The sequence below is a fragment of the Corallococcus sp. AB049A genome (assembly GCF_003668885.1).
In the GTDB taxonomy this organism is placed as follows: domain Bacteria; phylum Myxococcota; class Myxococcia; order Myxococcales; family Myxococcaceae; genus Corallococcus; species Corallococcus interemptor.
Genome location: NZ_RAWL01000237.1, coordinates 1 through 13,571, shown reverse-complemented (window position 1 = coordinate 13,571; position 13,571 = coordinate 1). Strand labels below are relative to the sequence as shown.

Here is a 13,571-nt window from a genome sequence, read left to right as displayed (position 1 = left end):
TGCCAACCCCCCGCCGTTCGCGCGCCCGCCAGCACGTCTGGTGGGCGATGAGGGGGACAGGGCCCTGCTGCCTGCTACTTCCCCAGACATGCCGAAGCGCGTGATTCCGGGCGGATGCGGGCGCTCAAAGCATCTGGCGAAGGCAGCCGTGCAGCCGAGCCCCCAGCCGTCATCCCCCCGACAGCCTGACGTCCTGGCGTCCCGTCCGCTCCCTGCATCGGACGTGGGAAGTGGGGCCTTTTTTCAAGATCGGCGGAGCAGGCCGTCTATCTGGACGTGTCTCGCCTAAAACGTCCGATGCGCCTGTTCTCCTACCGCCCCGCTGCCCACCGCGTCATGAGACGCCTGGAGGCAAGGGGCGGGGCCGGGTCGGCGTCCGTCGGAGGTTGGTGTAGAACGTCCCGGAAGGGCGGCAGGGGGGAGACGCCCGAGGGGACCGCATGGTGAAGCCGGCGAAGAAGAGTCTCTGGGCGCTGGCGCTGGCCATCCCGCTCATGGCGGCCGGTGTCGCGGCCCTGAAGCCCCCGGCGCAGCCGCCTCCGGGGTCTGACACCTTCTGGACAGAGCGCCGGGCTGCCTCGCGCATCGAAGCGCGCCTCACGCACCCGGAAGCGGACCGCTACCGCTCGCGCGCGCCCGCGGGTGGCTGCCCGGTGCCCGCCGAGCCGATGCCGCTGGGACCGCTCGCCCGCATGGAGGCCCAGCAGGACTGGGGCGGCATCGCGGCGGCGTATGCCCTGGAGGGCGAGTGGAGCCAGGCGGCCTCCTTCCTGGAGCGCACGCCCGCCTCGCCGGAGCGCGACTGCGACCTGGCCGCGGTGGCGCTCGCCCGGGGGGATCATGAGCGCGCGCTGCGCCTGTTGGACGGCGCGCTCGCCGCGAAGCCCGGCCTGGCGCAGGCGCTGTGGAACCGCGCGCTGGTGTTCCGGGAGATGGGGCTGACGCTGCGCGCGTCGGAACTCTTCGAAGAGGTGGCCCGGCGCAACGAGCAGGGCTGGGGACGTGAGGCCCACGCCCAGGCGCTGGCCCTGCGCGAGGCCACGCTGGAGCGCCAGCGTCAGTGGAAGGCCGCGCGCGACGCGACGCTGGCCCTGATGGCGGACCCCAAGGCCCCGCTGCCCATGGACGCGGCCCGGCAGATGCCCGGCACCGTGCGCGGCGTCTTCTATGACGTGGTGCGCGCCGCGGCGTCGAAGGAGCGCGCGCAAGCGCTGCTGCCGCTGGCGAAGGAGCTGGACCGGGTGCACGGCGGCAGCGTGCTCACGGACTACGTGCAGCGCGTGGCGAAGCGCGACTTCTCCCGCCGGAGCGCGCTGGCGCAGCAGTACGCCGAATCCCTGCGGGCGGGCCACGAAGCCCGCGCGGAGGCGCTCCTCGACAAGGCCCGGCTGTCCGGCGACGACGACATCTACCTGGGCACCCTGCTGCGCACCCGCAGCAACGCCGCTCGCGACCTCCAGGACACGCTCGCGCGCATCCAGCGGATGAACGACCCCTGGTTCGCGGACGTCGCGGAGCGGGACCAGGCGCGCAAGGAGATTTTGGCGGGCACGTGGTGGAAGGCCGAGCAGCGCTACTTCGGCGCGCTCAAGCGCTGCCGCGAGACGACGGTGTCGGTGCGGTGCCTGGAGCTGGAGCGGCGGCTGGCCATGTTCTACGGGGACATGCAGCGTGTCTCCGAGGCGGAGCAGCACGCCCGGCAGTTGTGGGCGGGCGCCCGCCAGCTGCGCGAGTGGGACCTGGAGCTCAACGCCCTGGAGATCCTCAGCCACGTGGCGCGCTCCCGCAACGACCTGGGCAGCGCCCGCGCGTACCTGGAGGAGTGGATGGTCCGAGGGGCGTCCGTCAGCTGCTCCTGGCCCCACGTGCAGCTGGCGCACCTGTACTACCAGGACCTGCGGCCGGAGGCCGCCCGGCGCGAGCTGGACCTGGCCGCCGCCTGCCCGGACAACCCCATGGAGCCGATGTTCGGCGCGACGCTCGCGGAGCTGGCGCGCATGGGCCCCGGCGCGCAGGACGCCGCGTGGATGCGGACCATCTCCGGCAAGATGCTGGCGAGCCCGGCCGTCACGAAGAGCGACCAGGTCTACGAACGCTATCTGGAGGGCCGCTTCTTCCTGGAGCAGGACCGGAGCCAGGGCGAGGCGTTCCTGCGCGACACCATCGCCCGGGCGGATGCGCTGCCCCGCGGGGACGCGCTGGCGCGCGAGGCGTGGGCGCTGGCCTATTCGTCGCTGGCGACGGACGCGGGCCGCGCGGGTGAGTTCCCCAAGGTGGTGACGCTGATGGCCGCGCAGCTGGGCACGCCCGTGCCTGGCCGGTGCGCGCTGGCCGCCAGCGTCCACGCGGAGCGCACCGTGCTGGTCGCGCTGGGACCCAAGGGCGAGGTGAAGGGCCACTACGATGCCTCGCGCAAGGTGCCCTTCTCCCACGCGGACTCGTCCCGGCTGGTGCCGGACGCCCTGCGCCAGACGCTCGCCAGCTGTGAGCGCGTGGACGTGCTCGCGTGGGCCCCCGTCTTCGGACGCACGGACCTGTTGCCCTCGGAGCTGGCGTGGAGCTTCCGGCTGGGCCGCGTCAGCGGTCCGCGCCCGGCGGACGCTACCCCGCGCCGCCTGGTGGTGGCCGGGGTGGAGACGCCGTCGCTGCTGCAATTGCCCCGGCTGCCCTCGTGGACGCCGGACGCGGAGCCGGGCAGCGCGCCTCCGGACGTGCTGTCCGGTTCGGACGCCACGCCCTCGCGCGTGCTGGCGCGCATGGCGGACGCCACGGAGATTGAGATTCACGCCCACGGCATCACCGACCCCACCATCTCCGGCGCGTCGCTGGTGGTGCTGTCCCCGGAGGTCAATGGCCGCTACGCGCTCACCGCGGACGTGGTGCGCGAGCACCGGCTCACCGGCGCGCCCACCGTGTTCCTGGCCGCGTGCAGCGCGGGCCGCACCACGGCCCTGCAGAGCACGGAGCCCTTCAGCCTGCCCGCCGCCTTCATTGATTCAGGCGCGCGCGCGGTGCTGGCCTCCACCGTGGACATCCCGGACGCAGCGGGCCGCTTCTTTGACGGCGTGCGCCGGCGCATCCACGCTGGCACCCCTGCCGCCATCGCGCTGCGCGACGAGCGTCAGGCGTGGCTGTCCCGCGACGCCCGCGCCGGGTGGACGCGCTCCGTGCTGCTGGTTGAAAACGCCGAGTGACGCGGCGCGAAGGTTAGAGGGGGGGCTCCAGGTGCGTGTTGCCGCCGGGAACACGGAAGTGATGGAAGGTGACGCTGGCGCTCACGTCCAGCGCCTTCACCCAGTGCCACCAGCCCACGGGCAGGAACACCATGTCCCCCGGCTCCAGCACCGCCTCCAGCACCGTGGCCTCGCCGTAGAGCGGATGCAGGCTCAAATCCGGCGCGGCCGCGTCCACGTGGCTGAAGGTGCCCCGGTGCGGGTACACGCGGTGGCGCTCGAAGGACGGCACCAGCCGCACGTGCTTGCGGCCCATCACCTGCCCCAACAGGATGTTCATGTTGTCGTGGTGCAGCGGGGTGACGGTGCCCGCGGGCCCCAGCAGCAGCGTCAGCATGTCCTGGCGCAGGTCCGGTTCGATGATGCCCGCCGGGGCGCGCAGGTCCTCGCGCAGCGGCGACAGCCCGCCCTCGCGCCAGTTCTCGTTGCGCGGCACCATGTAGTAGTCGTTGGTCCGCGTCCCGGACTCCAGCAGGCCGAGGAAGTCGGCGAAGGGCATCCGCGCGCGGTGCCGGTCCTGGAAGGCCGCGTGCTCCGGATCCGCGTCGCGGCCCGTCATCACCTCCACCTCCACGCTCCCCAGCCGCTCGCGGAAGTACGACAGCGACCAGCGCTGGAGCGCCGGCCAGTCCGCCATCATCCCGCGCAGCACCACCGGCCGGTGGCCGAAGTAGTAGCGCTGGAAGAACTCCTCCGGTGTCACCCCCTGGCGCACCTCCAGCGTGCGGCCCCCGTCCTGGGCCCGCAGCGCGCTGTAGACGTCCATCAGCGACTCCATCCAGCCGAAGTGCCGGGCCACCTGCCGGCACGCCCGGAAGTACGGGTGGGCCACCGCCGCCGCCACCTCCGCCCGGGCGACCTCTGGTGCCACACCCGACGACACCAGCACCTGCTGTACGTCCTCCTCCGTCACCCCCAGGGCCAGGTTCTCCGCCAGCCACTGCCGCCACTCCGGTCGCAGCGGGGACTCGTCACCGTTCATTCGGAACTCCTTGAAATCCTTGGGGGCAGTGGCCGGGGGGCCCCTGCTGCCGGGAGGGCCGCCCATGCTATGGACGGCCCCACAGTCGCAAATCACCCAGCCTCGGTTTACGCAGGACTCCCCTCGTAGCAGGAGAAAAGATCCCATGACCTCCGGAGACGTGTCGTCCGCTTCCCCCGGTGCCTTCGAGCCGGACATCAGCGCCCCGCACGTGAAGAACTCGTACCCCACCTGCAACGAGCGTGGCCTGCGCCGGCGCCGCCCGCTGCCGCCGCCGTCGGTGCCCCCCCTGGTGGAGGGGGCGGACGGGGGGCGCTGACCTGCCCTGCTGGGCAGGCTTGTCCTCCCTTCCGGGCATTTTTCTCTCAAGAAACGAACCGCTCGGCGTCTTTAGTCAGGAAAGCCCACCAGTCACCTCGGGGCCTTGGGTCATGGCCAATCTCTTCAACCGGGAAAAGCGCCACTTTGAGGCGTTCATCCAGCGACACCGGCCCAGCCTGCTGGCGGTGGCGCGGCGGTTGTGCGCTCGCGGCGCCCTGGACCCGGAAGACCTGGTCCAGGAGGCCTTCGAGCGGGCGTTGCCGGAATACGGCCACCTGAAGGACCGGACGGAAGCGGCGTGCGCGGCGTGGCTGTGCACGACCATGACCAACCGGTTCCTGGACCACTGCCGCCGGCAGCGCACGGAGAGCCGGGGGCTGCCGCACCTGGCGCTGGTGCAGGACCTGCCGGTGACGGGCGACGGCGACCGGGAGAACTGGGAGCTGGTGGGCAACGATGCGTTCCAGGCGGCCATCGAGCAGCTCAAGCCGCACCTGAGGGACGCCTACAAGCTTCACGCGGAAGGCCGCCGCTATCAGGCCATCGCTGAACATTTCAACGTTCCCGTGGGAACCGTGGGCAGCTGGCTGACGCTGGCGCGCCGGGACCTGAGGGAATTGCTGCTTCCGAGCGTCGCGGTGGCTCGTGAGCGGGGAGCCCAGTCATGAACGCCCATTGCACCCGGTTGCACCTCTTCATGGACGGCGAGCTGTCCGAGTCCGACGCCGAAGGCTTCCGCAACCACCTGCCGCGCTGTGCCGCCTGCGAGGGCGGCCTGAGAGACCTGCTCCAGCTGGAGCTGCTGGCGGCGCGGGCGCTGAGCACCGGCGCGGTGGAGGCGCCGGCCGCGAAGCCGGAGGGCAACAACGTGGTGGCGCTCTCCTCGTGGGTGCGCCGCAACGCTCGCGTGGTGGCCCCGCTGGCCATGGCCGCCAGCCTGTGCGCCGTCTTCGTGCCGCGCATGATGCCCTCGGACGCGGACGTGCCGGCGGTCGTCTTCCTGGAGAACCAGGACGCGCGCCGCCTGGAGGCGCGCCTGTCGGATCCGCGCGCGGACAAGCACCGTCCCTACAGCCCCATGCGTGGCCCCAGGCACGGGGGCGCGGAGCTCGCGGACCCGGCGGAGGCGGGCAAGGTGACGCTGCCCCTGCGTCCGCTGGCGCGGATGGAGGAGCGCAAGGACTTCCGCGGCATCGTCGCGGCCTACGTGCTGCACGGCCAGTGGCAGCAGGCGCAGGCGGTGCTGGCGCGCGAGCCCGCGTCGCTGGCGCGCGACATCGACCTGTCGGTGGTGGCGCTGCAGGACAGCCGCTACCAGGACGCGCTGAACCTGCTGGACCCGGTGCTGCGCACGGATCCGCGCAACCCCCAGGCGCTGTGGAACCGCGCCATCGCGCTGCGTGAGCTGGGCCAGAAGGAGTCCGCCGCGCGCGACTTCGAGCAGGTGGCCGCGCTGGGCGAGCCGGGCTGGAGCGACGAAGCGCGCAAGCTGGCGGGGGAGCTGCGCCCCGCCGCCCGCTGAACAAGGAGCACCTGGATTTTCCCCGCGCGTTTGAGCGTCCACCATCGGGCGCTTGCGCGCGGGGGTGAGCCTCGCCGCTCGGGATGACGTGACAGGCTGCTGGGGTTGTCGGAACACTCCAGGAGCCGCGCATGCCCGAGTCCCCGTCCAACGCCTCCGCCGACTACGCGTCCATCCGCCGTGACTTCCGGTGGGAGCGGCCTGCGCACTTCAACTTCGCCACGGACGTCATCGACCGGCACGCGGCCGAGCGGCCCCAGGCCCCCGCGCTCCAGTGGTCGGACGAATCCGGGCGCTCGCAGCGCTTCAGCTTCCAGGAGTTGAAGGAGCGCTCGCTGCACGCGGCGCGCTTCCTCACCGGGCTGGGCCTGAAGCGCGGCGACCGGGTCTTCATCCTGATGCCGCGCGTGCCGGAGTGGTGGTTCCTGGTGCTGGGCTGCATCCGCGCGGGCATCGTCTTCATGCCCGGCACGCCCATGCTCACCGCCAAGGACATCCGCTACCGGCTGGAGGTGGCCGGAGCGAAGGCCGTCCTCACCGACGGCAGCTGCCTGGACCGCTTCGAGGGCGTCCTGGACCAGGCCCCCGGAGTGACGACGTGGGTGTCCACCGGAGACGCGCCTTCTCCGTGGACGCGCTACGTGTCGGAGGCGCTGCCGGAATCCCAGGCGACGGCGTTCCCGCCGACGCGCTCGGATGATCCGCTGCTCATCTACTTCACGTCCGGCACCACGGGCATGCCGAAGATGGTGCTGCACACCCAGTCCAGCTACGGCCAGGGGCACCTCATCACCGGCCGCTACTGGTTGGACCTGAAGCCGGAGGACCGGCACCTCACGCTCAGCGACACCGGCTGGGCGAAGTGCGCGTGGGGCAAGCTCTTTGGTCCGTGGAGCGTGGGCGCGTGCAATGTCGTCCATGACTTCCGCAGCCGGTTCGACCCCGTGGCCTTCCTGAAGGTGCTGGAGCGGGAGCGGGTGACGACCTTCTGCGCGCCGCCCACCGCGTGGCGCGCGCTGGTGCTCCAGGATTTGAAGGCGGTGGACCTGTCCGCGCTGCGCCACTCCCTGAGCGCGGGCGAGCCGCTCAACCCGGAGGTCATCCAGACGTGGAAGGAGGCCACCGGGCTGCACATCCGCGAGGGCTACGGCCAGACGGAGACGGTGGTCATCGTCGGCATCTTCCCCGGGATGGAGCCGCGCGTGGGCTCCATGGGCAAGCCGTCCCCGGGCTTCAACGTGGCCGTCATCGACGCGCACGGCAATGAAGTCGCGGACGGGCAGGAGGGCGACATCGCCGTGCGCGTGAAGCCGGAGCGGCCGGTGGGGCTGTTCGCGGGCTACCTCAACGACGACGCGGCCAACGCCGCCAGCAGCCGGGGAGACTGGTACGTCACCGGCGACCGCGCGGTGCGCGACGCGGAGGGCTACCTGTGGTTCGTGGGGCGCTCGGACGACGTCATCAAGACGTCCGGCTACCGCGTGGGCCCCTTCGAGGTGGAGTCCGCGCTGATTGAGCACCCGGCGGTGGCCGAGTCCGCCGTCATCGGCGTGCCGGACGACAAGCTTGGCCAGCGCATCAAGGCGTACGTGCTGCTGACGCCGGGGCACTCGCCGTCACCCCAGCTCGCGCAGGAGCTGCAGGACTTCGTGAAGAAGACCACGGCGCCCTACAAGTACCCGCGCGAGATTGAGTTCGTCACGGAGCTGCCCAAGACGGTGAGCGGGAAGATCCGCCGCGCCGAGCTGCGCGCCACCCAGAAGAAATAGGCGGCGCGCAGGGGCAGGGGACTACTTCAGCCAGTCCGAGTGCACGAAGCCGGCGTCGGGCTTGTCCCGGCGCTGGTACGTGTGCGCGCCGAACGCGTCGCGCTGGGCCTGGGTGAGGTTCTGCGGCAGCTCCGGGCTGCGGTAGCTGTCCAGGTACGCCAGGCTGCTGCTGAACACGGGCACCGGGATGCCCGCCTTCGTCGCGACGCCCACGAACTTGCGCCACGCCGGGGCCATCTTGTCCAGCACGGGCGCGAAGGCCTCGGACACCATCAGGTTGGGCAGGTTGGGCTGCTGCTGGAAGGACTCGCGCAGCGGGGTGAGCAGCTTCGCGCGGATGATGCAGCCGCCCCGCCAGATGCGCGCCATCTCCGCCAGCGACACGCCCCACTTGTTCTCGTCCGACGCCGCCTGGATGAGCCGCATGCCCTGCGCGTACGTCACCACGCGCGCCGCGTAGAGCGCGTCGTGCGCCCACCAGGCCAGCTCCTTCTTCTCGTCGGAAGACAGGGAGATGTCGGGGCCGTGGAGCTTCTTGCCCGCGGCCACGCGCTCGTCCTTGCGCGAGGACAGGTTGCGCGCGTCCAGCGCGGACGCGATGGAGGGCACCGGCACGCCCAGGTCCAGCGCCACCTGCACCGTCCACTTGCCCGTGCCCTTCTGGCCGGCCTTGTCCAGCACCAGGTCCACCAGCGGCTTGCCCGTCTCCGGGTCGCGCTTGCGCAGCACCTTGATGGTGGTCTCCAGGAGGAAGGACTCGGCGATGCCCTCGTTCCACTTGCTGAACAGGTCGCCCAGCTGCGCGGTGTCCAGGCCCAGGCCGCGGCGCAGCACGTCGTACGTCTCCGCGAGCAGCTGCATGTCGGCGTACTCGATGCCGTTGTGCACCATCTTCACGAAGTGGCCCGCGCCCTCCGGGCCCACGTGGGTGACGCACAGGCCCTCTTCGCTGCGCGCGGCGATGGCCTCCAGCACGGGCTGCACCAGCGCGTACGCGTCCTTGGGGCCGCCGGGCATGATGGACGGGCCGTTGCGCGCGCCCTCCTCACCGCCGGACACGCCGATGCCCAGGAAGTGGAAGCCCTTCTCCTTGCACAGGGCCTCGCGGCGGCGCGTGTCCAGGTACCAGGAGTTGCCCGCGTCCATGATGACGTCGCCGGGCGACAGCAGCGGGAACAGCCGGCCCATCATCTCGTCCACGGCGGCGCCGGCGGTGATCATCAGGAGGATGCGGCGCGGGCGCTCCAGGCCGGCGACGAACTTCTCCAGCTCCGCGAAGCCCTGCAGGGCCTGCTTCGGGTTCTCCTGCTGGACCTGCTGGAGCTTCTCCGGGTGGCGGTCCCACACGGCGACGCGGAAACCGTGGTCCGCGATGTTGAGGGCCAGGCTCGCGCCCATCACGCCCATGCCGGCCACGCCGAACTGCGCTGGCTTCGTCTGTTCGCTCATCGTCGTTCCCTCCAGAGGATCCGCCTCACCCGTGGGCGGAGGGGTCCAACATCCACTGCGTGTTCGTCACGTGCGACGCGGGCAGGGACATATCGCCCGCGAGGATGCGCCGCATGGCGTCCCGCTTGCCCTCGCCGGCCACCAGCCCCAGCACCGCCCCCGCGCCCTGGAGCACGGGGAAGGTCAGCGTCATCCGCCACGGCGGCGGCTTCGCGCTCTGCTCCACCGCCAGCACCCGCCGCGTGCGCTCCTGCAAGGCAGGGTGGCCGGGCATGAGGCTCGCGGTGTGGCCGTCCTCGCCCACGCCAATGAGCACCACGTCCAGCTGGGCGGGCAGCGTCTTCTCGTAGTCGCGCGCGGCGGCGTCGCGGTCCGTGCGCTCGCCCTGCATGCGGAACACCTGCGCGTCCGGCAGCTTCAGGGGCTCAATCAGCGACTGCTTCACCAGCAGGTAGTTGCTGTCCTTGTGGTCCGGCGGCACGAAGCGCTCGTCCACGAAGTACACGTCCACGCGCTCCCAGGGGAGCTGGTGGTCCGCGAGCATCCGGTACGCGGGCTTGGGCGTGTTGCCGCCCGACAGGGCCAGGCTCACGCGGGCCTTCGTCGCGAGCGCCTTTTCCAGCTCGCGCGCCATCCAGTCCGCGGCCTCGCGGGCCAGACGGTCCGAGGGAACGACGAGGGGCTGGCTCATAGCGTGGACCACCGCCGGCCGTTCTTCGCGGGCAGCGCGTCCGCGGCGTCGGGGCCCTTGCTGCCCCTGGCGTAGGTGTGGACGGGGCCGCCTTCGTCCGTCTCCAGCGCCTTCAGGATGGGCGTGATGTAGCCCCAGGCCTGCTCCACGCTGTCCTGGCGCGCGAAGAGGGTGGCGTTGCCGCGCATGCAGTCCAGCAAGAGCCGCTCGTACGCCTCCGGCACGGGCTTCTTGAAGCTCTCCGCGTAGTCCATGTCCATGGTGACGCCGCCGATGTTGACGTCCTCGCCGGGGATCTTGGACTCGAAGGACAGCGCGATGCCTTCGTGCGGCTGGATGCGCAGCGTGAGCACGTTGGGCTGCAGCCGCTGGCAGGTGGCGCCGCCGCCGCTGAACAGGCCCAGGGGCACCGTCTTGAAGTGGATGGACACCTCCGTCAGGCGCTTCTTCAAATTTTTGCCCGCGCGCAGGTAGAAGGGCACGCCCTGCCAGCGCCACGAGTCGATGTTCATCTTCATGGCCACGTACGTGGGCGTGCGCGAGCCCTTCGTCACGCCCTTCTCGTCCTGGTAGCCCTCGTACTGACCCACCACCACGTGCTGGGGCACGTCGCCGCCCTCCACGGGGCGCAGCGCGCGGAAGACCTTGTTCTTCTCATCGCGGATGTCCTCCGCGGCGAAGGACACCGGGGGCTCCATGGCGCACAGGGCCAGCACCTGGAGCAGGTGGTTCTGCACCATGTCCCGGATGACGCCCGTCTCGTCGTAGAAGCCGCCGCGGCCCTCCACGCCAATGGCCTCCGCCGCGGTGATTTCGACGTGGTCGATGTGCTGGCGGTTCCACAGCGGCTCGAAGATGGCGTTGGCGAAGCGGAACACCAGGATGTTCTGCACCGTCTCCTTGCCCAGGTAATGGTCGATGCGGAAGATCTGCTTCTCATCCAGCGCCGAGCCCAGCGTCTTGTTGAGGGCCTTCGCGCTCTCCAGGTCGTGACCGAAGGGCTTCTCGATGATGAGCCGGTGCCAGGGCTTCTGGCCGGGCTGCTCCTCACGCTTGAGGAGGCCCGCGCCGGAGAGGCTCTGGATGATCTGCGGGAACGTGGAGGCCGGCGTGGCCATGTAATAGAGCTGGTTGCCGTCCGTCTTGCGGCGCTTCGAGAGGTCCTGGAGCTTCTGGCCCAGGAGCTTGAAGGCCTCCGGATCGTCGTAGCCGCCGGAGGCGGTCTCGATGGTCTCCGTGAAGCGCTTCACCGCGGCTTCATCCAGGGGCTGCGTGCGGGCGAACTTCTTCAGGCCCTCCTTCACGTGCTCGCGGAAGGGGCCGTCCTCCAGCTTGGAGCGGCTGTAGGCGACGATGGCGAAGTTCTCGGGGAGCAGGCCAGCGCGGGCGAGCTCGAAGAGGGCGGGGAATAGTTTGCGTTCGGCCAGGTCGCCCGTGGCGCCGAAGAGGACCAGGGTGCAGGGGTCCGGCCGCCCCGCGCTGAACACCGGTTCGCCCTCACGGGGATGGGTTTCGATGTGCACTCCCTGCGCGTCCATGCGGTTCTCCCTCCGGGTACGCCTGGCACCTTAAGGCGCTAATCTGGCGGCCCTGCAAGCGCATTGCAGGAGAATGATGCGGGCCTGACGTCTTGCCTGCCCCGGCGTTCCGGGAGCCCCGGCTCCTCCGGAGGGCGGCCGGGCATGAGAGGGCGGCGCGGGAACGTGGTAATCCTGGCGGACCTCACGCATGCGCTACGTCGTCTCGCTGTGGTTCTTCGCGCTGTTCCTCGTCACCGCGCCCCTCCTCTTCACGTTGGGCGCGGTGTTGTTCGTGGTGGCGTATCCGTTGGATCCCGACCGCCAGTGGCTGCACGTGCTGGTGTGCCGGTGGTGCTACGGGCTGTGGCTGCACGCGTCCCCCGGGTGGCGCGTGCGCGTGGAGGGGCGGGAGCTGTTGCCCAGAGGGCCGTGCGTCTACGTCGTCAATCACCAGTCGTTCGCGGACATCCTGGCGGTGATGGGGCTGTTCACGCCGTACAAGTTCGTGGCGAAGGCGTCGCTGTTCCGCACGCCGCTGGTGGGCTGGATGATGACGCTCCTGGGCTACGTGCCCATCGTGCGCGGCAGCTCCACGTCCATGGAGCAGCTCTTGGGGCCGTGCCGCAAGTGGCTCCGCAAGGGCATCCCGGTGCTCATCTTCCCGGAGGGCACGTATTCGTCCGGAGAGGTGCTGCCCTTCAAGCGCGGCGCGTTCCAGCTGGCGCTGGAGGAGCACGTGCCGGTGGTGCCGGTGCTGGTGCGCGGCACGCGCGAGCTGGTGGACGGGGACGGACCGTGGATGAGCTTTCGCGCGAACGTCACGGTGCGGGTGATGCCGGCGCTGCCGCCGGAGACCTTCGGGCCGGACTCCGCGGCGCTGGCCACGCGCGTGCGCGAACAGTTCGTGGACGCGCTCGCGCGGGTGGGGTGAGGACAGGGTAGCGTCCGGGGCATGCGCCACCTGCTCCTGTGCTGGCTCGGGGTCTGTCTGTCTTCCACCGCGTGGGCAGGGTCTGCTGCCCTTCCCACCCCCAGGCCGGAGGCGGGAGTCCCTGAACCCCTGCACCTGATGCTGTACGTGTCGGCGGTGACGGTGGTGGAAGGGGGCACGGCGTCCTTCGACGTAGCGGTGTACGGCTACCCATTGTCCGGCGACCCGGATGCGCCAATCCCCGTCACGGTGGCGCGGACGGACGGCGACGGGGACCTCACGGTGCGGGAAGGTGCGTCGCTCACGTTCGAAGCAGCCACCCGGCACATTCCCCAGCAGGTGGTGCTGGCGGCCGCGAAGGATGCGGACAACGAGGACGGCACGGCCACCTTCACGGTGTCCGCGCCGGGCCTGGAGCCGGTCACCCTCGTCGTGACGGAAGCGGATCAGGACCCCCTGGCTCCGGTCTTCACCACCGTGCCTGTCACCCGGACCGTGACGTACTTCCCCTATCTGCTCGGCGTGCACGCGCGGGGACGGCCCGCGCCGACGTATGCCCTGCGCACCGCGCCTTCGGGGATGGGCCTGGATGCGCTGGGCAACCTCACGTGGATACCGACGGAGACGGGAGAGGTGGACGTGGTGGTGGTGGCGAGCAATGGGCTGCAACCCGATGCGGAGCTGTCCTTCCGGCTCGTCGTGGGGGAGGACCAGCCCCCTGTGGCCCGCATCATCGCCCCGCTCCAGGACGAACGGCTGTCAGGGCCCCTGGCCGACTTCTCCTGCGAGTGCGTCGACGACGTGGGCTGCGCGCGCGTGGATTTCCGGGTGGATTGGCTGTTGCTGGAGACACGCGAGGGCCCGGGGCCCACCTACTCCGTGGGGGGCGCTCCCGGCCGCTGGGACATCTCGGGGCTCGAGCCGGGGCCCCACTTCCTCGATGTCGTCGTGACGGACTCGTTGGGACGCGAAGCCATGGGCGAGACCGTCACCGTGTGCATCGCCTGCCCCGAACCCGATGCGGGAACGGCGGTGGATGCGGGGTCCGTCAGTTTCGGGGATGAGGGCGACGACATCATCGACCCCTGGAGCTGTGACTGCGCGGCCACCGGGGTGGCTCCAGCGGCGTGGGTGGGGCTGGGCCTGCTGGGGC

10 protein-coding genes and 1 pseudogene are annotated in these 13,571 nt (G+C 70.9%); 7 read left to right on the top strand and 4 right to left on the bottom strand.

Translation table 11 applies throughout. From position 1 onward, the window contains the following. Positions 1 to 440: 440 nt before the first annotated feature. Complete coding sequence (locus D7X55_RS23875) at positions 441 to 3,194, top strand: CHAT domain-containing protein (protein WP_121724284.1); 2,754 nt, start codon at positions 441 to 443, stop codon at positions 3,192 to 3,194. A gap of 13 nt (positions 3,195 to 3,207) precedes the next feature. Here D7X55_RS23875 and D7X55_RS23870 read toward each other — a convergent pair whose 3' ends face one another. After that, the gene (locus D7X55_RS23870) at positions 3,208 to 4,215 is read right to left on the bottom strand and encodes a cupin-like domain-containing protein (protein WP_121724283.1); all 1,008 of its coding nucleotides are present in this window, start codon (positions 4,213 to 4,215) and stop codon (positions 3,208 to 3,210) included. A gap of 145 nt (positions 4,216 to 4,360) precedes the next feature. On the opposite strand from D7X55_RS23870, the gene D7X55_RS43495 reads away from it, so the two are divergent. The 4 genes from D7X55_RS43495 to D7X55_RS23855 all read left to right on the top strand — a co-directional run bounded on the left by D7X55_RS43495 (position 4,361) and on the right by D7X55_RS23855 (position 7,827). Beyond that, positions 4,361 to 4,534 carry a hypothetical protein gene (locus D7X55_RS43495; RefSeq protein WP_158626412.1) on the top strand — a complete coding sequence of 58 codons (174 nt, stop codon included), beginning with the start codon at positions 4,361 to 4,363 and terminating at the stop codon, positions 4,532 to 4,534. Positions 4,535 to 4,646: 112 nt separating this feature from the next. Beyond that, on the top strand, positions 4,647 to 5,204 hold the full coding sequence (locus D7X55_RS23865; RefSeq protein WP_120546536.1) for an RNA polymerase sigma factor: 558 nt from the start codon (positions 4,647 to 4,649) through the stop codon (positions 5,202 to 5,204). Next, positions 5,201 to 6,058, top strand: coding sequence for a zf-HC2 domain-containing protein (locus tag D7X55_RS23860; protein WP_120546535.1), 858 nt, complete (start codon positions 5,201 to 5,203; stop codon positions 6,056 to 6,058). Before D7X55_RS23865 ends, D7X55_RS23860 begins: the two co-directional genes overlap by 4 nt. A 131-nt stretch (positions 6,059 to 6,189) precedes the next feature. Beyond that, the gene (locus tag D7X55_RS23855) at positions 6,190 to 7,827 is read left to right on the top strand and encodes an acyl-CoA synthetase (protein ID WP_121724282.1); all 1,638 of its coding nucleotides are present in this window, start codon (positions 6,190 to 6,192) and stop codon (positions 7,825 to 7,827) included. A gap of 21 nt (positions 7,828 to 7,848) precedes the next feature. Here the strand turns inward: D7X55_RS23855 and gndA are convergent, their stop codons facing one another. Genes gndA through zwf form a run of 3 tightly spaced genes read right to left on the bottom strand, consistent with a single transcriptional unit; the run spans position 7,849 to position 11,505 of the window. Continuing rightward, the gene (gene gndA / locus D7X55_RS23850) at positions 7,849 to 9,276 is read right to left on the bottom strand and encodes an NADP-dependent phosphogluconate dehydrogenase (protein WP_121724281.1); all 1,428 of its coding nucleotides are present in this window, start codon (positions 9,274 to 9,276) and stop codon (positions 7,849 to 7,851) included. A gap of 25 nt (positions 9,277 to 9,301) precedes the next feature. Continuing rightward, entirely contained in the window at positions 9,302 to 9,967 is a 666-nt protein-coding gene (gene pgl, locus D7X55_RS23845) for a 6-phosphogluconolactonase (protein ID WP_121724280.1), read from the bottom strand. Continuing rightward, positions 9,964 to 11,505 carry a glucose-6-phosphate dehydrogenase gene (zwf, locus tag D7X55_RS23840; protein WP_120546531.1) on the bottom strand — a complete coding sequence of 514 codons (1,542 nt, stop codon included), beginning with the start codon at positions 11,503 to 11,505 and terminating at the stop codon, positions 9,964 to 9,966. The genes pgl and zwf overlap by 4 nt, the downstream gene beginning before the upstream one ends. A gap of 190 nt (positions 11,506 to 11,695) precedes the next feature. Here zwf and D7X55_RS23835 point away from each other — a divergent pair, with 190 nt between their 5' ends. Beyond that, positions 11,696 to 12,418 (top strand): 1-acyl-sn-glycerol-3-phosphate acyltransferase, encoded by a 723-nt coding sequence (locus D7X55_RS23835; RefSeq protein WP_120546530.1) that lies wholly within the window; start codon positions 11,696 to 11,698, stop codon positions 12,416 to 12,418. Between the two features lie 138 nt (positions 12,419 to 12,556). Continuing rightward, a pseudogene (locus D7X55_RS23830) lies at positions 12,557 to 13,571 on the top strand (hypothetical protein); the annotation flags it as partial.

Coding starts and splice junctions, on each gene's coding strand:
- D7X55_RS23865 (WP_120546536.1), top strand. CDS start 4,647: ATGGCCAATCTCTTCAACCGGGAAAAGCGCCACTTTGAGGCGTTCATC.
- D7X55_RS23835 (WP_120546530.1), top strand. CDS start 11,696: ATGCGCTACGTCGTCTCGCTGTGGTTCTTCGCGCTGTTCCTCGTCACC.
- zwf (WP_120546531.1), bottom strand. CDS start 11,505: ATGGACGCGCAGGGAGTGCACATCGAAACCCATCCCCGTGAGGGCGAA.
- gndA (WP_121724281.1), bottom strand. CDS start 9,276: ATGAGCGAACAGACGAAGCCAGCGCAGTTCGGCGTGGCCGGCATGGGC.
- pgl (WP_121724280.1), bottom strand. CDS start 9,967: ATGAGCCAGCCCCTCGTCGTTCCCTCGGACCGTCTGGCCCGCGAGGCC.
- D7X55_RS43495 (WP_158626412.1), top strand. CDS start 4,361: ATGACCTCCGGAGACGTGTCGTCCGCTTCCCCCGGTGCCTTCGAGCCG.
- D7X55_RS23855 (WP_121724282.1), top strand. CDS start 6,190: ATGCCCGAGTCCCCGTCCAACGCCTCCGCCGACTACGCGTCCATCCGC.
- D7X55_RS23875 (WP_121724284.1), top strand. CDS start 441: ATGGTGAAGCCGGCGAAGAAGAGTCTCTGGGCGCTGGCGCTGGCCATC.
- D7X55_RS23870 (WP_121724283.1), bottom strand. CDS start 4,215: ATGAACGGTGACGAGTCCCCGCTGCGACCGGAGTGGCGGCAGTGGCTG.
- D7X55_RS23860 (WP_120546535.1), top strand. CDS start 5,201: ATGAACGCCCATTGCACCCGGTTGCACCTCTTCATGGACGGCGAGCTG.